The sequence below is a fragment of the Roseivirga seohaensis genome, assembly GCF_001592945.1.
Classification (GTDB): Bacteria; Bacteroidota; Bacteroidia; order Cytophagales; family Cyclobacteriaceae; genus Roseivirga; species Roseivirga seohaensis.
Genome location: NZ_LRPB01000048.1, coordinates 368584 through 391275, shown reverse-complemented (window position 1 = coordinate 391275; position 22692 = coordinate 368584). Strand labels below are relative to the sequence as shown.

At 39.4% G+C, this 22692-nt stretch carries 20 protein-coding genes; 12 read left to right on the top strand and 8 right to left on the bottom strand.

Annotation, left to right across the window (positions count from 1 at the left end):
* Positions 1–13: 13 nt before the first annotated feature.
* The gene (locus AWW67_RS19250) at positions 14–2209 is read right to left on the bottom strand and encodes a helix-turn-helix domain-containing protein (protein ID WP_062303013.1); all 2196 of its coding nucleotides are present in this window, start codon (positions 2207–2209) and stop codon (positions 14–16) included.
* Positions 2210–2324: 115 nt separating this feature from the next.
* Positions 2325–3392 carry a fatty acid desaturase gene (locus AWW67_RS16275; RefSeq protein ID WP_062303012.1) on the bottom strand — a complete coding sequence of 356 codons (1068 nt, stop codon included), beginning with the start codon at positions 3390–3392 and terminating at the stop codon, positions 2325–2327.
* A gap of 181 nt (positions 3393–3573) precedes the next feature.
* Here AWW67_RS16275 and AWW67_RS16270 point away from each other — a divergent pair, with 181 nt between their 5' ends.
* On the top strand, positions 3574–5988 hold the full coding sequence (locus tag AWW67_RS16270) for an ABC transporter permease (RefSeq protein ID WP_071387165.1): 2415 nt from the start codon (positions 3574–3576) through the stop codon (positions 5986–5988).
* Here AWW67_RS16270 and AWW67_RS16265 read toward each other — a convergent pair whose 3' ends face one another.
* Positions 5989–6180: a hypothetical protein gene (locus AWW67_RS16265; protein WP_062303009.1), complete on the bottom strand. Its 192-nt coding sequence runs from the start codon at positions 6178–6180 to the stop codon at positions 5989–5991.
* Between the two features lie 247 nt (positions 6181–6427).
* On the opposite strand from AWW67_RS16265, the gene AWW67_RS16260 reads away from it, so the two are divergent.
* Positions 6428–6928 (top strand): PRC-barrel domain-containing protein, encoded by a 501-nt coding sequence (locus AWW67_RS16260; protein WP_062303008.1) that lies wholly within the window; start codon positions 6428–6430, stop codon positions 6926–6928.
* 89 nt (positions 6929–7017) lie between these two features.
* On the opposite strand, the gene AWW67_RS16255 is transcribed toward AWW67_RS16260, so the two are convergent.
* From AWW67_RS16255 to AWW67_RS19285, 5 genes are all read right to left on the bottom strand, one after another.
* Positions 7018–7488, bottom strand: a complete 471-nt coding sequence (locus AWW67_RS16255) for an RES family NAD+ phosphorylase (protein WP_053223131.1) — start codon at positions 7486–7488, stop codon at positions 7018–7020.
* Entirely contained in the window at positions 7488–7898 is a 411-nt protein-coding gene (locus AWW67_RS16250) for an Xre family toxin-antitoxin system antitoxin (protein WP_053223132.1), read from the bottom strand. The genes AWW67_RS16255 and AWW67_RS16250 overlap by 1 nt, the downstream gene beginning before the upstream one ends.
* Before the next feature lie 135 nt (positions 7899–8033).
* A complete protein-coding gene (locus AWW67_RS16245) occupies positions 8034–11297 on the bottom strand; it encodes an amidohydrolase family protein (RefSeq protein ID WP_062303006.1) in 3264 nt (1087 codons plus the stop codon).
* Between the two features lie 139 nt (positions 11298–11436).
* Entirely contained in the window at positions 11437–11928 is a 492-nt protein-coding gene (locus AWW67_RS16240) for a GNAT family N-acetyltransferase (protein ID WP_062303005.1), read from the bottom strand.
* A 15-nt stretch (positions 11929–11943) separates the two neighbouring features.
* Positions 11944–12123, bottom strand: coding sequence for a PLDc N-terminal domain-containing protein (locus AWW67_RS19285; RefSeq protein ID WP_375596906.1), 180 nt, complete (start codon positions 12121–12123; stop codon positions 11944–11946).
* A gap of 191 nt (positions 12124–12314) precedes the next feature.
* Here AWW67_RS19285 and AWW67_RS16230 point away from each other — a divergent pair, with 191 nt between their 5' ends.
* The 10 genes from AWW67_RS16230 (at position 12315) to metG (ending at position 22665) form a co-directional block, all read left to right on the top strand.
* Entirely contained in the window at positions 12315–13034 is a 720-nt protein-coding gene (locus AWW67_RS16230; RefSeq protein WP_062303002.1) for a hypothetical protein, read from the top strand.
* A 58-nt stretch (positions 13035–13092) separates the two neighbouring features.
* Positions 13093–14028 (top strand): carbon-nitrogen hydrolase family protein, encoded by a 936-nt coding sequence (locus tag AWW67_RS16225; protein WP_062303001.1) that lies wholly within the window; start codon positions 13093–13095, stop codon positions 14026–14028.
* A gap of 96 nt (positions 14029–14124) precedes the next feature.
* The gene (gene cmk / locus AWW67_RS16220; protein ID WP_062303000.1) at positions 14125–14805 is read left to right on the top strand and encodes a (d)CMP kinase; all 681 of its coding nucleotides are present in this window, start codon (positions 14125–14127) and stop codon (positions 14803–14805) included.
* A gap of 12 nt (positions 14806–14817) precedes the next feature.
* On the top strand, positions 14818–15711 hold the full coding sequence (locus AWW67_RS16215) for a 4-hydroxy-3-methylbut-2-enyl diphosphate reductase (RefSeq protein WP_062302998.1): 894 nt from the start codon (positions 14818–14820) through the stop codon (positions 15709–15711).
* A 140-nt stretch (positions 15712–15851) separates the two neighbouring features.
* Positions 15852–17219, top strand: coding sequence for a Na(+)-translocating NADH-quinone reductase subunit A (locus AWW67_RS16210; protein WP_062302997.1), 1368 nt, complete (start codon positions 15852–15854; stop codon positions 17217–17219).
* A 2-nt stretch (positions 17220–17221) separates the two neighbouring features.
* Positions 17222–18403 (top strand): NADH:ubiquinone reductase (Na(+)-transporting) subunit B, encoded by a 1182-nt coding sequence (locus tag AWW67_RS16205; protein WP_053223140.1) that lies wholly within the window; start codon positions 17222–17224, stop codon positions 18401–18403.
* Positions 18390–19157 (top strand): NADH:ubiquinone reductase (Na(+)-transporting) subunit C, encoded by a 768-nt coding sequence (gene nqrC, locus AWW67_RS16200; RefSeq protein WP_062302996.1) that lies wholly within the window; start codon positions 18390–18392, stop codon positions 19155–19157. Before AWW67_RS16205 ends, nqrC begins: the two co-directional genes overlap by 14 nt.
* An 11-nt stretch (positions 19158–19168) precedes the next feature.
* Positions 19169–19831, top strand: coding sequence for an NADH:ubiquinone reductase (Na(+)-transporting) subunit D (locus AWW67_RS16195; RefSeq protein WP_053223142.1), 663 nt, complete (start codon positions 19169–19171; stop codon positions 19829–19831).
* 11 nt (positions 19832–19842) lie between these two features.
* Positions 19843–20454 (top strand): NADH:ubiquinone reductase (Na(+)-transporting) subunit E, encoded by a 612-nt coding sequence (gene nqrE, locus AWW67_RS16190; RefSeq protein ID WP_053223143.1) that lies wholly within the window; start codon positions 19843–19845, stop codon positions 20452–20454.
* Between the two features lie 150 nt (positions 20455–20604).
* The gene (metG, locus tag AWW67_RS16185) at positions 20605–22665 is read left to right on the top strand and encodes a methionine--tRNA ligase (protein ID WP_062302994.1); all 2061 of its coding nucleotides are present in this window, start codon (positions 20605–20607) and stop codon (positions 22663–22665) included.
* Positions 22666–22692 lie beyond the last annotated feature (27 nt).

Here is a 22692-nt window from a genome sequence, read left to right as displayed (position 1 = left end):
GAGAAAGTACCGTTTATTTAGAATGGGAAGCATTATGAAAAGCTAAGGCCATTCTTATTTCCCCATAACTATAATCATCTCCAAGTTTACTTTTTATTTCTTGTGTGCCAGTGGTTTCAGGAGTTATAAGCGAAAGAATGTTGTTAAGTTTTGTTTCACTTATCAACCGTTTGATGTCCACTTCTCCACTCGAAATATATTGCGTTAAATGGCCTTCGATTGTACTCGGAACTAAACCTCTGGCTTCAGCAATTTCCTCAACGGTTTTCCCCTGCTGGTATAACTCAAAGCTGATTTCGGCAGTAGGTGTTTTCGACTTTTTGCTTTTAGAAACGGCTTCTACTTTTCGTTCTTTATACAAGTTAGAACTGAGCATTTCTTCCTTTGTAAGGGTTTTACCTTTCAACGCATTACCTACCAATAAATGAAAACGCTGAATTTCAGCCTTTTTGTTAAAATACAGTTGCTCTAAAGCCTTAAGCTCTTTTTTGTATTCTGTAATTCTAACCTTTGCTTTAATATCAGTTTGGTGTTCGTCTAAAAGGTCGGTGAGTTTTTCTAGTTCCTTATTAAAGTACCCTTTTGCTTTTTCTGCTCGCTCAGCCAAATGAGGCAGGTAAACCTCCATGGTCAATATTCGCTGAACTTCGCCAATAAATGTAGCGCCCACTTTTTGCAACGGGAGGGTGCTTTCTAAAAACCTTCTATTCCAACCCAGAAATTCTTGTTTGGCCGATTTACTTTCGTCCTTGTCAAAGCTTTGAATGTGTTGGCTTAGGGCATACAGAATACCGGCAAAGTCAAAGGTTGTATCTGCTAATTTAGCGTAATATCGCTTTTGGTAGTTAGGTAGTTCGCTGGCCAGTTGGTCTTCACTACTTTTTGTAGCCATAAAGGCGTTCATGCTTTGACTTCTTTCAAAACTATCTTCAGGCAACCTAGAAGCGAGAATTAATCCATTTAAAGAAGTCAATCTTGAAAGTGCTACGTATACTTGCCCATGAGTGAAAGCATCCGTAAGATCCAGAATTGCTTTTTCGAACGTAAGGCCTTGACTTTTGTGAATAGTAACCGCCCAAGCCAGTTTTAATGGGTATTGCTCGAATTTGCCAAGTATCTTTTCTTCTATTTCGTTTGAAGCTTCGTTGAGTTTGTATCGTTTATTTTCCCAAGTGTGTTTGCCTACTTCTACCTCATTTCCGTCCTCGAACTTTACCCAAATTTCAGAAGAACGCAATTGTGAAACTGTTCCTATTTTCCCATTGAAAAATTGGCCTTGTCCTGAAGCATCATTCTTAATAAACATAACCTGAGCCCCCAGTTTTAGTGAAAGCTTGGGGTTGGTAGGGTACGCATTGTCAGGAAAATCGCCACTAATGTCGGCTTTGTACTCATGTAAATTCGACTGTAAGTTTGCCAACCTATTGGCGTTAATTTCATCGGCTTTCCTGTTGTGTGTGGTAAGGTAGATATATCCACTTTCAGACTTTTCTTTTACTTCAGGTTTATAAAACGAATTGAGGTAAGCTAAATCCTCAGTATTTTGTTCGTTGTCTCTAAAACGATTTAAAATTTGAATAAAGTTTTCATCGGTTTGCCTGTAAATCTTATCTAATTCTACATGAATAGGAGGGGCTTCGCGAAGGGCATGTGCATCGAAGAAATAACTACTTTTATAATACTCTGAAAGCACATTCCACTCTGAATCTTTCACCACGGGCGGAAGCTGAAGTAAATCGCCAATGAACAATATTTGAAGACCACCAAAAGGCTCATTTCTGTTTTTTCTGAGGTAGCGCAACATGTGATCGATGCAATCCAGTAAATCGGAACGCAGCATGCTGACTTCATCTATAATCAAAAGTTCTACCTCACGAATCATTGACCTTTTTGAGGCATTAAACCTTACATTCGAAAACAGGTTGAGTAAGGTGGTTACCTGACTACCAGTATTTGGGGGTGTTATTCGTTCGGGAATAAAAGCACCGAATGGCAAGTGCAAAAGAGAATGGAGTGTCACTCCATTTGCATTAATGGCGGCAATTCCGGTTGGTGCAGCCACTACCACCTTTTTATGGGTGTTTTGAACAATGTATTTTAAGAAAGTGGTTTTTCCAGTTCCAGCTTTACCAGTTAAAAAAACATGTTGATTGGTGGTGTTAATATAGTTCGCAGTAGTTTTTGCAATCCCAGTCAGTTCGTAATTCATGATTAATAATAATTATATAAAAACACCAAATCAAACAAATTTTTAATTTTGTTCAATTTGGTGCTTGTGAGCAAAACCCTGAAGGTTGAGCTATACTATTAAATGTAAATACTGTTTAGTGGTTTGACTTATTCGGTATAGGTACCGGAATTAGGTCGCGCTTTTCCATTTCGTAGAATTCTCGGAAAGAAATCATGCGCTGTTGTGTTTCATCCCAAAGCTTATTCGAAGCAAGTTTTAAGCTATCTCTAAATCCAATTATAGTTGGAAACTGATTTAACCAAGGGTTTTCTTTAATACACTTCTTTAAATTATAATTTGGAATTAACGGGTTTAAATGGTGCACATGGTGAATTCCAATGTTGCCAGTCAACCAATTGAACACCCTTGGGATTTTATAATAAGTACTTCCCTTTAAGGCCGAAGTAACATAATCCCAGTTCTTTTTCCATTGCTTATAACCGTGCTCATGTTGGTGTTGCACATAGAAAAACCAAATGGCGATGATCGAAAACATGACTAAAATAGTAAGATGAACCAAAAGAAATTTGACCCAACCTAAGGTGAAGCCTAAAATCGTAAAGGCGGTAAGTAAAAGTATGTTGTTCACGATTACACCTTTCTTGGCGCTTTTAAAGGCAGGAAGTTTAATCTTAGCCAATCTATTATGAATGAAAACATAGTAGATTGGCCCTAAAAGGAACATTACAATTGGAGAGCGGTAAATTCTGTAACCTAGTCTTTTGCCTTTACTAAACTCTTTGAATTCAGCCACAGTATAGGTAGTCACGTCTCCAATGTCGCGCATTTCAAGCTGACCATTTAATTTATGGTGTACGCTGTGTGATTTAGCCCAATAGTTAAAAGGAATAGTAGAGAAGTAGCTACAAGCGTAGCCAATAATTTTTTGTGCGGTTCTGTTTTTCACAAAAGATTGATGCCCGCAATCGTGCTGAATAATAAAAATTCTTACCAAGAAAAAAGCATTGATAATGCCTAAACCAAAGGTTAGCCAGTAGCTAATGTCTAAGGAGAAATACATTAAAATCCAGATGCCAATAAAAGGTAGAAATGAATTGATAATTTGAATGGTTGCTTTGGTTTTGTGCTCTTCTGCGTACTTCCGAAGCGCTAAAACTTGCTCTTTTTCTAAGGTGATTTTTTCAGCTGTAATTTTCTTCATTTAAAAGGGTTTGAATTATGCTAACCTTTAAGGCCGCAATCTACTCAATACAAACTCCGATCCACCATTTTAGTTCGGCCAATGTGGCGTTTCTGTCAAATAATCCGACCATTCGTAATAATAGTAACTGCTTACATTTATTTGTTCCATATCTTCATTTTAGGTCAAAATGTATGTGAACATGTTAAGGAATTATTTTAAGGTAGCACTCAGGAGTATCTTCAGACAGAAAGCTTATGCTTTTATTAATATTTTTGGTTTAGCCATTGGCATGTGCTGCTGTCTATTGATAGTGAGCTTTGTGGTAGATGAGTTGAGTTATGATAAATTTCATCCGAACAGCGAAAGTACTTTTCGAATAGCTTTGGATCGAAAATTTCCCGATAACGGTTTTCAATACGCCCGAAGCCCTATGCCAATGGGCATGACACTCTATAACGAACTACCTGAAATCACCGCAGCTACTCGGCTTTACAATAGCTTTGGTTCGGTAACCATCGAAAAGGACGACCAGTATTTTGATGAAAGAAATGTAATTGCGGCCGACTCGAACTTCTTCGATTTTTTTGGAGCAAAGTTGATTTTAGGTGATGTAGAAACCGTTTTGAACGAACCTAATTCGTTGGTAATCACTACAGAAATGGCAAATAAATATTTTGGCTCAACAGATGTGATTGGCAAACAGCTAGAAATGCAAAATATAGGTCAAATGCTGGTAAAGGGAGTTGTGGAGCCGTTGCCTAGCAACAGTCATTTTCATTTCGATTTTCTTTTTTCTCTTAATACCATTCCAAGTTTATATAACAATCAATTTTGGGGCTCATACGTTGCTTACAATTATGTAAAAATGGAAGCAAGTTCGGTACCTATTGTAGAACGAAAATTACAAGAGGTTTTACAGCGAAATATGGAGCCACAAATTCAGAGTATTTTAGGAATAAGTTGGCAGCAGTATGAGGAAGCCGGTAATGCACATCGCTATTTTTTTCAACCCATATCTGAAATACATCTCAACTCTAATTTGCAATGGGAACTAGAACCAAACGGAAGTGCTTCTACTGTTTATCTATTTGCAGGTATCTCTGCTTTTATCTTACTAATTGCTTGTGTAAATTTTATTAACCTCGCTACGGCTCGTTCTGCCAATAGAGCAAAAGAAGTTGGTATGCGTAAGGTTTTGGGAGCATTAAAAGGTCAGCTCGTTTTTCAGTTTCTGGCCGAATCAATAATTATGTGTTTGCTGGCCCTGGTGTTAGCTGTAGGAATGACAGCCTTATTGCTTCCTTTTTTTAATGAATTGGCTGGAAAATCAATTGAGTTGAATACTTTTTTTACTCCTCTCGTTCTGTTTTCAATGCTAGGGTTCTCGCTGCTGTTGGGTGTTGCGGCTGGGCTTTATCCGGCATTTTACCTTTCTGCTTTTAAGCCTGTTACGGTACTGAAAGGGAAGCTTACGGGCGGTGCAAAGAATTCTTGGTTAAGAAATGGGCTGGTGATTTTTCAGTTTGCCGTATCTGCAATTTTGGTAGTGGGTACAATCGTAATCTACCAGCAGTTACAATATATGAATGAAAAGAGTTTAGGCTTTGATAAAGATCAATTGGTAGTTATTGAGCGAGCTAATTTACTTCGAGGGCAGAGCAATACTTTTAAAAACGCCTTGCTTAATAATCCAAATATTTTGGAAGTCAGCGGAGTGAATACCATCCCAGGCAGGCAGGTGGTTGGCGGTACTTTTACAGATGTTACAGGTGATGCCAGTGACCGCTTTCTTTTGCCAAATTTGCGTGGCGATTATGATTTAATTTCTACCATGGGCTTAGAAGTGGTAGAAGGGCGAGCTTTTAATCCAGAAGTAGTTTCAGACTCTTCTGCCGTAATTATCAATGAAGCAGCAGCTCGAATCTTCAAATGGGAAAATCCTATTGGCAAACAGCTACAACCTATTAATGGCCCAATTTACAATGTAATAGGAGTGGTAAAGGACTTTCATTTTGAATCTCTGCATCAAGAAATTGGGCCACTGGCCATTTTTGCAAGTAATTTGAATGCGAGAGCATCTAACCTGATAATTGTAAAAACCAATTCGACCAATGTAAAGTCAACACTTGATTTTATGGATGCACAATGGAAAGAGTTTATTCCTGATCGCCCATTGGCTTACCGTTTTGTAAATGAAGAATTTGGAGCGCTTTATCAAGCAGAACAACGAAGCGGAAAAGTATTTACTTCCTTTTCTGTATTGGCCATTATCATTGCTTGCTTGGGTGCTTTTGGGCTTGCCGCATTTTTAGCTACCCAGCGCACTAAAGAAATAGGAGTGCGCAAAGTATTGGGTGCCTCAACATTTGGCATTGTTCAGTTACTTTCAAAAGATTTTGTGAAACTTGTTCTCATCGCCAATTTAATTGCCATTCCCATCACTTATTTGGCCATGAAAGAATGGTTGCAAAATTTTGCTTATTCCATTGATGTGAATGGATATACTTTTGTGTTTGTTGCTTTTGGTTCTATTTTAATTGCCCTAATTACGGTTTCTTATCATAGCATTAAAGCAGCGTTCAATAACCCAGCAGATACTCTACATGCGGAATGATTAGCCTACGCGGCCATCTTCATTAATGTCTTTGTCAATAGTTTCTTCCAAAGTTTTTAGTGTTTTCACTAGAAGTTCTTGGGTGTGTCTCAATTCGAGTTCCAAATGACTTACTCTTTCTTCCAATGAACTTGTTTTGCTTTGTTGATCTGATATTTGACTGTGTTGAATAAGGTCCCAGAATAATCCCATGTTATAAAATATAAGAAGTTTTTAAAAGTTTCTGTGCGCTACTCCAACTCTAATTTGTGTAATTATTTACCCAATAACAATCGGCTAATGATCATCATTCCACAGATTTTCTTCAATGAAAAATTGAAAAAGTGTCTATACAGCGCTAAAACCGATATTTTAAATTGTTTTCATGGTCTTTGCTTCTATTAGTAAGAAGGGCTTTAATAGGCCTATGAAATTAATGTAGGACTTAAACAAAAGAGAAATGGCAAATTATTTTATATCAGTTACCGATTTAAAAAACAGCGATGTTTTAACACCCGCCCACGAACATATTGGTAAAATTGAGGATGTTATAATTCATCAAGGTTCAGAAAGAGTGGCCTATGTTTTATTAAAAGTGAGCACAGGTTTTTGGGGAATGGATTCAAAGCATATCCCTGTTCCTTTTGGAGCTTTCTACCTAGATTCTGACGAAGAAAAAAAGGTGATATTAAATGCAGATGTGGATAAACTGAAAAAGGCTCCTTCCATTGATAGTACCAAGTCGGGTGTTGATGAGTACACACAGTTTATTTGGAACATGTACAATTATTATGACCTACAGCCTTATTTATTTAAGACAGAAGTGGAACCGAATGTAGTGCTCGACACACCAACAAATTCTGGCCCTGCTACAATTGAACAGGCTAGTTTTAAAACCAGTAGAATCGATAGTAGCCACAAAAGTGTAACAGATAGACATAAATCGCATTACGGACTCTAAGAATATTCGTTTGCTAATTTTAAGCCATGGTAGAGCCTTCTGCCATGGTTTTTTGTTTAAAGGAAATTACGGAGGAAGAACAACCTTGCTTATCTTTTACTAAACAGTCGCTCGTCAAAACTGAAAGGGGTGATTTGATTAAATATATATGTTTCTCGGTGGAATTTGTGGGAAGGATTAAGCAAGAGGTTGAATTCGTTGGGAACAATTGCCGAAGGTACTTTGAGTAAGTAGGCTTCTGCTCTATGAAAGAAGTTGAAACCTATTTTCTGTGTAGAAAGAGGAGTATATTTTTTCGTCTGCCAGTCGGCAGGAAGGTCATTAAGCGAAACTTCCTCGATTGAAGAATCGTCTGCAACGAATATTTCCGATAAACATATTTCTTGTTTTTCCATAACATGGAAATTATGTACTAAATATTCTAAACATGCCAGAGAAGTACTTCCTGCCGTGTAGACAAGGCTGACACCCTTTGGATTCCACCTACCACCATATAATCCAGCACCCGTTCCACTTAGGTCGTTTGCATAGATTTGTTTACTAATTCTGTAAACAAGCATTAGGCAAGTACTCCGTGTTCCATGCGGCCAATTTCATCGAGAAGTTTGCGTACTCCGAAACTATTGGAGAGCAGTTTTTTAGGAATAACTCCCCCTAAGGCCACGTTTTCGGTAGACATCCAAGTGTGAAATCCCTCGCCAAAGGCGCTGAGCCCTGTTCGGTAAACTTCTTCTATCTCGAGTACTTTTTCAGTAACTGCCGGGTTAAACTCTGTTTTACGCTTGTAGGTATCTATGGAGATAGGAATAATAGCCATCAGCTCATTTAGAGTAAGTTTTGAGATGTCTAGAATTGCTTTGATGTAATTTTTTGAAATATCATGGTCGGCCAAAGAATAGTAATTTGTATGCCCATACATTACTGCGGGTTCATTGAGAACGTTGGACGAATTTTGCGTTTGTTCTTTCATTTGTTTGGTGTAAAATTACTTTAATATTCATGTAAATATACACTTTTTCACCAGAGTTAGTTTCATTTATTCAAAAAAAATAGCCACAACAATTGTCTGCTGTGGCCATTTTTCAATTCGCTTTAAGTTATGGGGCTATTTTTTCACTCCTGGTAAATTTTTTGGAGTTACATCCATCCACCACATTTTAGGAAGTGGCTTTTTAGTTGGGTGAAGTTCGTCAAGCGTATTTCCATCATACAGTCGGCCATTTTTCATTACATGACTGATGTCTTTAGAGTTCTTGATGTTATCTAGAGGGTTACTATTCAAAATAACCAAATCAGCTAATTTTCCCGATTCAATAGAGCCTAGGTCAGTGTCTAAACCAATGGCTTCTGCTCCTAAAATAGTGGCCACTTTAAGTGTGTTCAGTTCACTCAACCCCCCAGACTGCATCGCCCAAAGTTCCCAATGATAACCCAAACCTTGTAATTGGCCGTGGCTACCTACACCAGCTCTGCCGCCAGCTTCTACTAAATCTTTAACAAAATACGCATGGTCTTCAAAAACATGTTCTTCTTCCATAAACCAGCCGTCATTTCTTCTTCTAGTTCTAGAGTCAAGATTTTCATGCGGCATAAAGCGATTTAGTTTTGGATCAGCATGTGGATTTTCAGTAGCATAGTAGTAGTTTTCTGCCCAAGGGCCACCGTAAGCTACTAGCAATGTTGGGGTATAAACTGTTCGTGAAAATGAAACTAAATCAATCACATCTTTATACAATGGAAAGATAGGGAAGGTGTGTTCATGCCCTGGGTAGCCATCTATAACTTGGGTAAGGTTAGCTTTAAAATCCAATCCACCTTCGGTAGTAGGCATAATGTTTTGCTCCTTAGCAGCCTGAATGATCCATTGCTTTTGCTGACGATTTCCAGCACCATACATTTTAATCGTTTTGGTATTATAATATTCGCTGTAGCGTTTCATTACTTTTTGAGCATGCTCTAGGCTACTAATGTTTTCGCTACCGAAAATACCAGGGCCGGTAGAATAAATTCTTGGGCCAATTAACTTACCCGCATCCACTAAGTCTCCATAAGTGAGTACATCTGTGGTGGCAGTTTGGGGGTCGCGTGTAGTGATCACCCCAAAGGCTAAATTGGTAAGATATGGCCAAAACTCTCCTCTATGAAGATTCACTGGGTGGCGGAAATGAGAATGAGTGTCTACAAAACCTGGAACAATCGTCTTTCCCGCCATGTCCATTACGGTGGTTTTCCTGTCAGCCGTAAGGTTAATGCCTACTTGCTTAATGCGGTTGTTTTCAATTAAAATATCTCCTTTTTCAATCACTTCATCACCTTTCATGGTAATGATTCGAGCGTTCTTTAATAGAATAGAACCTTGAGGAGTATCTCTTTTAACCTTTACACTTATTCGATTTTCTACTGGTTCGTATTCTTTTTTCTTCTCCTTGTCCTCTTCGGTTTTATTGTCTTCCTCAAGAGCTTTAGCTGCGGCTAAATCATATACCACATGTGCATTTCCTACGGCCCAGTGTACTTTAGTTCCGTCTGCATTCCAAGCCGGGAATTGCCCTCCAATATCTGTGAGCTGACGCGCGGGGAAAGCGGCATTCGCTGGGTTTGAAACCGAAATCGTTGGCGCTTCATCACTTACTTGTGGTACAGTTACTACGAATAAATCATTCACAACTTCGGCCAAGGCTTGGTCGCCTTCTGGTGCCATACGAATCCATGAGGCATTTGGAGCATTGCTCGATCCTGCGGCTGCTTTTCCTCTAACTCGAACATGAAATTTTTCATCTGTTCCATCCCAACGAATTGAAGATAAACCTCTGCCACTTGATAAATAGATTCTATCCGAATACTTAACGAAATGTGGGTTAGCTCTTCCGTTTGTATATGTAATGAAGTTATCTTTCGATCCATCGGCCGAAATCCAAACCAAGTCGCTCGTACCTCTAAAAGCTGTGCGCTGAAGTGCTTCCTTAAAGTCTTGTGTTAAACCTTTAATAACAACGATTTTATTTCCGTCATTTGACCAAACGGGACTTTGGTAAACAGAATTATCTTTGTTCAATTGCGTAAGGTTTTGACCATTCGGGCGAACCTTGTATAATTTTCCGCCCTCGGCCTTCCAACTCACAAAGGCAATCCATTCGCCATTTGGCGACCATGCTGGCTGAGCTTGAGATTCACCAATGTTCACTAATTTTCGAGGAGTTCCATTGGGTAAGTCCATAATATAAAGCTCGTCTAAGGCGGTAAAGGCCATTTGCTTTCCATTTGGCGAAGGGGCAACGTCTCTAATTTGAGTAACCACAAATTCTTCTGAATCTGAAATTGGGTAATCAAAATCCAATTCAGGGCCTAACTCTATGCTTGATTTTACTCTAAAAGGAATCTCCTGAGCTTTTTTCGTTGCTACATTGATCTTCCATATTTTTCCACCATAAGAAATTACAATGCTTTTATTGTCTGGTGTCCATGAAAAACCTGGCAAAACGTCTCTTGATGCACGTGATTCTTGATCGTCATGCTGAATAGGGTAGGCTAACCAACTTTCGTCTCCTGTGGCTAAATCTCTCAAAATTAGGCCAGTTTCTGCATCGTGGCGGGTTGCGTATACTAACCATTTTCCATCAGTAGAAGGGGTAGGTCGGAAGGACGATCCGTATCGAGAAGACTGTGCAGTGATTTCTCCCGTTTCGCGGTCGTAAGTTGCCATTTGGTATTGCGGCATACTTGCGTTGTATTGTGAAGAACCTGTTCTTCTAGAGAACCAAATGTAACGGTCGTCTTTTCCGAATGCGCCTTCTACCATTCTCATATTACTAGGTTCGCTCACTAAAGCTGTTCCAGAACCACCTTCTACATGATATAACCAAAGCTTATGTGACCCGCCTCCTTTTGAGGCGATCATATATTTTCCGTCAGGTGTCCACTCCGGAGACTGATAAGCATTGGAATTGCCTTTCGTGACTTGGTTTTTCTTGTCGGTAGCAAAGTCGTAAGTCCATACGTTTTCCCCGCCAGATTCGTCAGATATAAAGATTACCTTTTTACCATCTGGGCTGAACCTTGGTTGGCTGTCGAACTGCATACCTTTAGTGATTTGAGTAGCATTTCCGCCAGAAATAGGTATAGTATATAGGTCACCCAAAAAATCAAACACTATGGTTTTTCCGTCTGGACTTACATCCAAAGAAATCCACGAGCCTTCTGTGAGGTCGAAATCAAAAGTTCTCCCAGGCTCAAGAGGTAAATCTTTTTTCTTTTTCTTGTTTGTTTTGCTGGTGTCCGATTTTGCGGGATCGGTTTGTGCAAAACCTGTAAATGCAATGGAGGTAAGCAGAATTACCACCAACGCTAGGCTTCTCGAAATGTATTTCATAAAATTCAAATTGATGTGGTTGTTAGTGTTGACAAAATAGGGCGTTTTAGTTTTGTCGCCAATCCGAATGATGTGAAGGGTAAGAATTCGTATGAATTAGAGTGTTAAAAAATGTGGATGATGTTGTGACTTTCTGAATCTAATGCTGAAAAAGTTTACTTCTACGCTCAAGTAAAATGGTGTCTCTCCAAACCCCATTCATTTGCCCTACTTTTTCGCGATAACCAATTTCTCTAAAGCCTAAAGCAGTATGAAGTTTAATACTGGCTTTGTTCTCTCTAAAAATACCAGCCTGAAGCGTCCAAAACCCTTCGGATTCACTGGTTAATATCAGTTGTTTTAAAAGCTGACTTCCAATTTTTTGCCCTAAATGTGCTGTTGAAACATAAACGCTTACTTCAGCAACGCCTCCGTAAACACAGCGACTAGAAACGGGACTTAAGGCTGCCCAACCTACAACTTCACCTTCTTTTTCTGCCACAAAACGACAAGCTTTTAAATGTGAACTATCCCATTTTTCCCAACTTGGAATTTCCGTTTCAAATGTAGCTTGACCAGTTGCAATACCTTGTCCATAGATTTTCGCAACCATGGGCCAATCGTTTTCAGACATTGTTCTAAGATGAAGCATTGAATTCGTTTGGGGCTAAGTTATTTTTTGATTTCGTCCAACGAGGAAGTATAAGATCGAACCTAAAACAGGTAGGAATATAATGACCAAAACCCAAATGATTTTACTGTCTCCTGAAAAGTTGCTTTTGAGGCAGTCGACTAAGGCTGTTATCCATAAAACTACGGGTATTAAAACGAATAAAAGGAAAAACATTTCCATCCCTCCAGGCATACCTAATAAGAGCATGATTTAATTTTTAATGGTGATACATAAAGTTGATTCGCTAATATAATGATTTAATGTAATTATTATTTTCTTTATTGAAAGTCCGAACGAATAAGTTGAGATAAATGAATTGGGCTATTTGTAGATACTTTCTCAACTTTGGTTTTTGAAAACATCTAATGTCAGAGCAAAATCACCCAATCAATACTTATAGCCAAAATGAACTGCTATTGCAGGCTGAGGTTGATGCTTTGAAAAAACAGCTAGATGTATTAGAACAAAAAGTGTTTGCCTTTGAATCTATTCTTAGGTCTGAATTGTCCAATGAATTGGTGGAGGTTCAAGAACTAACCGTGCTTTATAAAAAGCAGAAATTAGCGAAGAAGGAAAAGCGAATTGCACAAAAGCAAAGAGGGAAGAATTACACGCCACCAACCTCATTAAAGCCCTTGCCCAAAGCCACTAAAGTTCATGTTTCAGAAGTGGATGAAAAGGAAAGAAAACGACTATATAGAGAAGCCATGCTTTATGTGCATCCCGATAAATTCAATATGAATGAAGGGCAAGCGGATTTAGCAACGGAGGTAACTACAAAGCTCATTCATATTTATCAAACTGGAGATTTAATCGCGTTGAAGGATTACCATGCTCATATATTTAGTGGGAATACATTGGTGAATATTGCAGAACACAGCGGAGTTAAAGTTGATCAACGGTCTAAAGGCGAGTTTCTAAAAAAGGAGAAAGAGAGGCTTGAGAAAATTATTGATGAAGTGAAAGGAAAATACACCTACAAGGTGCTAACGGAATACCCAGAACCAATGAAATTTCTGGACGAGCTTAAACTTTATTACAAAGACCGTATTTCGAAGTTGAGAAGAAGAACGAGGGTGGGGTAGTGAACTCCTCCAATATCTTAAATCGTAATTTCATTCTCAAATTTTATAACTTTCAGCCATGTCTACAAAATTCATTGCTGCGGTGGTTCAAGCCTCACCCGTGCTTTTCGATTTAGAGAAAACTTTGGCAAAAGTGGCTCATTTGGTTACCGAGTCTGCTAGTAAAGGAGCTCAACTAGCCCTGTTTCCAGAAGCTTTTATTTCTGCCTACCCTCGAGGTTTGAGCTTCGGCACTGTGGTGGGTAGCAGAAGCACCGAAGGACGCGAAACTTGGTTGCGTTACTGGAACTCCTCCATTGAGGTACCGAGTAAAGCAACTAATCAATTGGGTGAAATGGCCAGAAATGCCAATTTATTTTTGGTAATAGGCGTGAATGAAAAGGACACGGTTTCAGGAACCATGTACTGCACCATGCTTTATTTTAACCCAAAGGGTGAACTCATGGGCAAGCATCGAAAACTTAAACCTACCGCTGCTGAACGTATTGTTTGGGGAGAAGGAGATGGTTCAACCCTTTCAACCTTTAATACATCTTTGGGCAAAATGGGAGGGTTGATTTGCTGGGAAAATTATATGCCGCTGGCGCGAACGGCCATGTACCAAAAAGGCGTACAACTCTATTTGGCACCCACAGCCGATAGCCGTGAAAGTTGGCAGCATACCTTAAGGCATATTGCTTTGGAGGGCAGGTGTTTTGTAATGGGCTGCAATCAGTTTGTGACCAAGTCAATGCATCCTAATGATTTGCCTGGAATTGCTGATTTAGATCACCAGCCAGAAGTGATGAGCCGTGGAGGTTCTGTTATTGTGTCGCCAACAGGTGAGGTTTTAGCAGGGCCATTGTGGGATGAAGAAGGAATACTTACCGCTGAAATCAGCATTGATGAAGTAATAAAGAGTAAGCTCGATTTCGACCCAATTGGACATTATGCCCGGAACGATGTTTTTTCCTTAACAGTCCAAGGGCTACCAGATTCGGCAGAGTTTGGGTGAGGTTTCAATTGTTTTATTTCTATTTAACTTAAATCCTTGTTTTGATTCTTTATACCCCTTCATCAAACTTCTTACCTTTGCCGAAATTTATTTTGAATGAAGAAGATCAATATTGCCATTGATGGTTTCTCAGGTTGCGGAAAAAGTAGTACTGCGAAGGAAGTAGCCAAACGTTTGGCCTATAAATTTATAGATAGCGGAGCGATGTACAGGGCGGTAACCTTATATATGCTTCAGAATAAAGTAGATATTAAGGATGAGGCTCAAGTTATGAGCGCTCTTGAAGCGATAAGTATTGATTTCAGACATAACCCACAAACAGGTAAAAGCGAAACTTTTTTGAATGGAGCCTATGTTGAAGAAGAGATTCGCAAAATGTATGTTTCAGAATTTGTGAGCCCTGTAGCTGCCATTAAAGCGGTAAGAGTAGCCATGGTAGCCCAACAACAAGAAATGGGCAAATACAGAGGTGTAGTAATGGATGGTAGAGATATCGCTTCGGTGGTTTTTCCAGATGCAGAACTCAAAATCTTCATGAAAGCAAGTGATGAGGCGAGGGCCAAAAGAAGGCAAGCTGAATTAGAAGAAAAAGGAGAGGAAGCATCGCTTGAAGAGATTGTGAAGAATTTTAGGGAACGAGATTTGCAGGACTCCAACAGAAAAGAAAGTCCTTTGATTCAAGTACCAGAAGCTATTGTAATTGATACTTCGCATTTGGAATTTGAAGATCAAGTGAATAAGGTGTTAACTTTGGCGAACGAACAGATAGAAGGCTAGATATCAATTAGTATGGAAGTCACAATCGATAAAAATTCAGGCTATTGTTTTGGGGTAGAATTTGCTATCCAGATGGCGGAAGATGAAATGAAAGAGAGTGAATTATATTGCCTTGGCGATATAGTTCATAACGGTATGGAGGTAGATCGCCTAAATGCCAAAGGCCTGAAAATTATTGATAGGGAAGAATTAAAAAGCATTAAAAACGCCAAAGTATTGATCAGGGCCCATGGTGAGCCACCAGAAACTTATCAATTAGCCATGGATAATAATATCGAATTGGTGGATGCTTCATGTCCGGTTGTGCTCAAACTTCAGAACCGCGTAAAAATGGCTTATGACCGTATGCAAGATGTGAACGGGCAAATTGTGATTTATGGAAAAACAGGTCATGCCGAGGTGATTGGCCTTACAGGCCAGACCAACAATGAGGCTATAATTATTATGGAAGATAAAGACCTCGATAAAATTGATTTCAACCGTCCGGTAACCTTATATAGCCAAACCACAAAAAGTACTAAAGGCTTCTATAGAATCCGTCAGATGATTGAAGATAGAATCAAAGAAGCAAAGGGTGATTTTAAAGAGATAGACTTTAGCGCGAACGATAGTATTTGCCGTCAAGTATCAAATAGAGAACCGCAACTCCAAAATTTCTCAAAAGACCAAGATGTAATAATTTTTGTTAGCGGAAAGAAAAGCTCGAACGGGCGAGCGCTTTACAGTGTTTGTTTGCAGGAAAATGAGCGAAGCTATTTTGTTGAGTCTGAGGAAGAAATAGATCTTTCATGGTTCAAAGAAGAAGATAGGGTTGGGATTTGCGGTGCTACATCTACTCCAATGTGGCTTATGGAACAGGTGAGTAGCTTTATTGAAAAATCATTTAAGAAACTACCAGTCGCATAATTCTATACTAATACTTTTCATACCATTTTTTTTGGACTAAATTGCGCCTCGAAAAGCTAGATAAAGGCTTTTTGTTGACGGTAAATATTTTACTTTTGCCCCAACATTTGATCAAACTATTGATTCGCAATTAAAAGAGTATGTCCAAAATTATAAAGCTTAAAAAGGGCTTTGACATCAATCTGGCAGGAAAAGCAGCACATAAAATTGCTGATTCCGTTCATCCAGAAACGTTTGCAATTAAACCCACCGACTTTGTTGGAATGAAGCGTCCGAAGTTACTCGTTAACGAGGGCGACAACGTTAAAGCCGGAACTCCGATCTTGTTCGACAAGATGCAGGAGAACGTGATGTATTGCTCACCGGTGAGTGGTGAAATTGTCGAAGTGAAAAGAGGTGCCAAAAGGAAAATCCTCGAAGTCAAAATCCTAGCCGATAAAACGATCGAATACGAATCGTTTCAGTCCTACAGCCCATCAGACATTACTGGATTGAGCAGAGAAGAAGCTCAAGCTCAGATGATGAAATCTGGTGTATGGCCAAACATTATCCAACGCCCCTTCGGTGTTGTGGCCAATGAAAATGATAGCCCTAAGGCGATTCATATTTCGGCTTTCGATACCCATCCATTGGCTGCTGATATAGCTTTTACCTTGCAAGGTGAAGAGGATGCTTTTAAAACAGGAATCAATATTCTTAAGAAATTTACTGAGGGTAAAATTCATTTGAATCACAACCTGAATGCAGAAGTATCTAAAGTATTTGCCAATGTAGAAGGTATTGAGCATAATAAGTTTTCAGGACCACATCCAGCAGGAAACGTGGGAGTTCAAATCCACCACTTAGATCCTATTAATAAAGGTGATATTGCGTGGACTGTGACACCTTATGGTGTTGCTCAAATCGGAAAGCTTTTTAGCCAAGGAAAATACGATGCTTCTAGATTAGTAGCGGTTTGTGGTTCAGAGGTTAAAACACCTCAGTACTATAAAACCTACAGCGGAGGAGCCATCAATAAACTTGTTGAAGGAAATGTCAAACAAGACCATGTGAGATATATTTCTGGCAACGTTTTGACAGGTGAAAAAATAGAGAAAGACGGTTACTTGAGCTTCTATGCAAATAGCATTACTGTTATTCCTGAGGGAGATCATTCTGAATTCATGGGCTGGATTATGCCTAAGAAAGATGTGCTGAGCTTCCACAGAGCATGGGGCTTATTCTCTTTCTTGAATGGTAAGGACAAAGAATACGTACTCGATTCTAACACCAATGGTGAAGACAGAGCCTTTGTTCAAACAGGTACTTTTGAGAAAGTAACTCCAATGGATATTTACCCTACATTTTTACTGAAGGCCATTTTGTCTGAAGATTTTGACAACATGGAAGCCTTAGGTATTTATGAGGTAATTGAGGAAGATCTTGCTTTATGTGAATTCGTTGATGTTTCTAAGCATGACGTTCAACATATGGTAAGAGAGGGTATAGAATTGATACAAAACGGATAAGGATGAAGTTTTTACACAACCTATTAGAAAAACAAAAACCGATGTTCGAAAAGGGAGGTAAACTTGAAAAGTTCTACTACCTGTTTGAAGCTGGAGAAACGTTTATGTTTTCACCGCCTAGCACTGCCAAAAACAAAGGAGTGCAAGTGAGGGATGCAATTGATTTGAAGAGAATGATGATGACCGTGGTAATTGCCATGATCCCTTGTCTGATCTTTGGAATATTTAACACGGGGTATCAACACCACGTTGCGATTGGAGAGGCAACTACTTTCCTTTCATTAGAAAACTTCCTTTTTGGTGCTCGTTGGGTATTACCAATCGTTTTGGTGTCATATGCCGCAGGAGGTATTATCGAGGCTATTTTCGCGGTAGTTAGAAAACACCCTATCAACGAAGGCTTCTTGGTAACAGGAATGCTAATTCCATTAATTGTACCGGCTACCATTCCATTATGGCAAGTAGCATTGGCTACAGTTTTTGGTGTTTTAGTTGGAAAGGAAATCTTTGGAGGAACAGGAATGAATATTCTGAACGTTGCCATGACCTCTAGAGCATTCTTATATTTTGCTTACCCATCACAAATTTCTGGTGCGGTTTGGACGCAGCTGGCAGATAAAACACCAGTAGATGGATTTACAGGAGCAACAGCTTTAGCCGTAGCTTATGATACCTCAACAGCAGGAGGAAATGTAGTTTCTGCATTGGGAGACACCTTCAGTTTTAATAACCTGTTTATGGGCTTAGTTCCAGGTTCAATCGGTGAAACTTCCACCTTATGGGTGTTAGTAGGAGCACTAATTCTGATCGCTACAGGTGTAGGAAGTTGGAAAATTATTGTAAGTGTATTCGGTGGAGCCTTTATTATGGGGGCAATATTCAATGCAGCAGGAATCAATCCTTTTATGGATATGCCAGCACATTACCATTTGGTAATGGGTGGTTTGGCATTCGGTGCTGTGTTTATGGCAACTGACCCTGTGTCGGCAGCCCATACTGAAACAGGGAAATGGATTTACGGTATTTTGATTGGTATGCTCAGTGTATTGATTAGGGTAGTAAACCCAGCTTACCCAGAAGGTATTATGTTGGCGGTGTTATTAATGAACGTTTTTGCCCCGCTAATTGATTTCTATGTAATTCAAGCAAACAAGAAAAGGAGGTTAGCACGTGCGACAGTCTAATACATATATTATAGTATTCTCTTTAATACTCACAGCAGTATTAGGAGGGTTATTGTCTGGGGTTTCTCAAGTTTTAGGGCCAACTCAAAAGAAGGCGCAAGATTTAGATACTAAGAAACAGATTCTGGGAGCAATTCCTGCGGAAAAGGCCAAGTTAGGTGACATGTCGCCACAAGAAATTTTGGATCGTTATGCAGAGGTAATCAGTTCAGAGGTGGCAGACTATGAAGGTAATTTGGTAACTACCAATGAAAAAGGAGAGCCTTTAGTTGCTGAGAATGTAAACATTGAAAAGAATTACAAAAAACCAGCAGAAGAAAGAGTATACCCTGTTTTCAAATACAGAAATGGAAGTGAAGTTGCTTATATTCTACCTACTTATGGTGCAGGTCTTTGGGATGCGATTTGGGGCTTTGTGGCCTTGAACGAAGATTTAGAGACTATAAAAGGGGTGACTTTCTCACACAAAGGAGAAACTCCAGGACTAGGAGCCAGAATTACAACTGACGAAGTTCAGGAGCGTTACCAAGGTAAGTCTATTGTTGAAAACCAAGAGTTGGTTTCTGTAACCATGATTAAGGGAGAAGGAAATCCACCATCAAAATTAGATGATACCAAAGTAGACGGTTTGGCCGGAGCAACCTTGACAGCAAATGGAGTAAACGCAATGTTACTTAATTACTTAGGGTATTATCAGGCATACTTTAATAAGCACTCTGCAAATGCGGATGCCATGTCAATGAATAATCAGTAAACAAAGAGGATATGAGTACTGAAACTTTAGAAAAACCAATCGTTAAGAAAGAAGCAATTTTTTCTAAGCGCAGGAAGAAATTCGTAATAGATCCGTTGAGTGATGACAACCCAATTACCATTCAAGTTTTGGGTATATGTTCTGCCTTGGCAGTAACCACTCAAATGAAACCGACAATGGTAATGGCCATCTCGGTAACAATGGTATTGATCCTTTCTAACCTGATTATTTCTTTGATGAGAAATATCATTCCTTCAAGGGTAAGGATTATTGTACAGCTGGCTGTAGTAGCTACCTTGGTAACATTAGTAAACGAGGTTTTGAAAGCATATGCATTCGATATGTACAAAGAGCTATCTGTATTTATTGGTCTAATCATTACCAACTGTATTGTGATGGGACGTCTTGAGGCTTTTGCTTTGGGGAATAAACCATACGATTCAATGCTCGATGGACTTGGGAGTGGCTTAGGTTACTCTTGGATTATCCTTACTGTTGCTTTCTTCAGAGAACTTTTCGGGTCGGGTAAAGTGTTTGGTTACCCAGTTTTCGAAGCTATTGGAATGGATAACCTTGCCACTAACGGTTTGATGGTTAGTCCAGTGGGTGCTTTTATGGTACTTGGCTTTATCATTTGGGTACAGAGAACTAAAACAGGTTACGTAGAACATTAATTGAAGCAATCATGGATTTAATTAACTTAGGTATAAAGTCGATTTTTATAGAGAACATGATCTTCGCCTATTTCTTGGGCATGTGTTCTTTCTTGGCCGTTTCTAAAAAGGTATCTACAGCCATGGGCTTAGGGCTCGCTGTAGTATTCGTTTTGGGTATTACAGTACCAATGAACTGGCTATTGGATCAATTCGTATTGAAAGAAGGTGCATTAACTTGGTTGGGCGATAGCTTTGCTACAATCGATTTATCTTTCTTACGATTTATCATGTTCATCGCTATTATTGCTGCTATGGTGCAGTTAGTGGAAATGATGATCGAAAAGTTCTCACCTTCTCTTTACGGTTCATTAGGTATTTTCTTGCCACTTATCGCGGTAAACTGCTCGATTTTGGGTGGTGCGTTATTCATGGCACAAAGAGATTATACTCTAAGCGAAGCTACCGTATTTGGTTTTGGATCAGGAACTGGTTTCTTGTTGGCCATTGTAGCTTTAGCCGCGATCAGAGAGAAATTGAAATACTCAAACGTTCCTGATGCTTTGAAAGGATTGGGGATTACCATGTTCATTACTGGTTTAATGGGTATTGCATTTATGAGCTTTATGGGGATTTCACTTTAATCGAAATTACCTATTAGATATACAAAGCACACTCTGCAAAGGGTGTGCTTTTTTTGTGTTCAAGCTTTTGGTAATTATCTACTGCCAAACTTGTCAAAATCTCTTACCTTATTTCCTCCTTCTAATATCTAAAAACTATCTTTGCAGCCTATGAGTAAGAATGAATTCAAAAGACATACTATAACGGCTGCATTACCTTATGCCAACGGACCTGTGCATATTGGGCATTTGGCTGGCGTTTACGTGCCTGCCGATATTTACGCTAGGTATTTAAGGTCGAAGGGAGAGGATGTAGCCTTTATCTGTGGTTCAGATGAGCACGGAATGGCCATCACCATGAGAGCACGCAAAGACGGTGTTAACCCCCAAGATATCGTGGATAAATACCACGGTATGATCAAAGATAGTTTTGGTGAGCTTGGAATCTCATTTGATATTTACTCAAGAACTTCAAATAAAATACATCACGAAACTGCACAAGAGTTTTTCAAAACGCTATATACTGAAGGCAAATTTGAAGAACGCGTAAGCGAGCAATATTTTGACGAAGAGGCTCAACAGTTTCTGGCTGATAGATACATTACTGGTACTTGTCCACGTTGTTCACACCCCTCAGCTTATGGCGATCAGTGTGAGAACTGTGGTGCTACATTGAATCCAACCGATCTGATTAATCCGAAATCTACCTTGAGTGGCAATACGCCAATCATGAAAGAAACAAAGCATTGGTATTTGCCTTTACAAGATTATGAGAAGTGGTTGACAGAATGGATTGTTGAAGGTCATAAAGACGATTGGAAGTCGAATGTTTGGGGGCAATGTAAATCATGGATTGACGGTGGTTTGCAAGCTCGAGCCATGACTCGCGATTTAGATTGGGGGATTAAAGTGCCTATAGAAGGAGCAGATGGTAAAGTGCTTTACGTTTGGTTCGATGCCCCAATTGGTTACATTTCGGCAACTCGTGAATGGGCAGAAGCTCAGGGGAAAGACTGGAAACCTTACTGGCAATCGGATGATACTAATTTGGTGCACTTTATTGGTAAGGACAACATCGTTTTCCACTGTATCATTTTCCCAGCCATACTAAAAGCACATGGTGATTACATTTTGCCAAATAATGTACCAGCTAATGAATTCCTGAACTTAGAAGGAAATAAGATTTCAACTTCAAGAAATTGGGCGGTTTGGTTGCATGAGTATTTAGAGGAATTCCCAGGTAAGCAAGATGTGCTTCGTTATGCCTTGTGTGCCAATGCCCCCGAATCAAAGGATAATGATTTTACTTGGAAGGATTTTCAGGCCAGAAACAACAGCGAACTCGTTGCCATCTTAGGTAATTTTGTAAATCGAGCGGTTGTGCTTACACATAAATATTTTGAAGGTAAAGTACCTGAAAGAGGAGAGCTCTTTGATATCGATACAGAGACCATCGAGGCATTAAGGCAAATGCCGGCCAAGATTGGTGTTTCTATTGAGCGTTATCGCTTTCGCGAAGCGCAATCAGAAATGATGGAACTTGCTCGCTTAGGTAATAAGTATTTGGCCGATACAGAGCCTTGGAAACTGATTAAGACAGACGAAACTAGGGTAGCAACCATCTTGAATATAGCCTTGCAAATTGTGGCTAATATTTCAATTGTAGCCGAACCATTTATTCCTTTTACTTCGGAAAAATTGAGAGGAATTTTTGGAATGGAACAACTCAATTGGGCTGCTGCCGGAAACCCAGATTTGCTTAGTGCAGGCCAATCGTTAGCACAAGGAGCTTTGCTCTTCGAAAAAATCGAAGACGAAACCATTGCCGCACAAATTCAAAAATTAGAAAACACCAAGAAACAAAACGAAATGGAGAATAAGGAAATTGAACTGACACCTTTAAAAGAGACCATAGTATTCGATGATTTCATGAAGTTGGATCTCAGGGTTGGGACGATTCTAGAAGCTAAGAAAGTAGCCAAATCGAATAAATTACTTGAGTTTTTAGTAGATACTGGCGTTGATAAACGCACCATTTTGAGTGGAATAGCCAAGCACTACTCTCCAGAAGAAATGGTTGGGAAACAAGTGACTATTATTGCCAATTTGGCTCCACGACCAATGATGGGTACTGTGTCGCAAGGAATGATTCTAATGGCAGAAGATGCTGAAGGAAACTTGAGACTAATTCAGCCAAACGAAAAGGTAAATCCGGGTTCGGTGATTAGTTAAGTAACATAAGCTCACATGCCTCTTGAT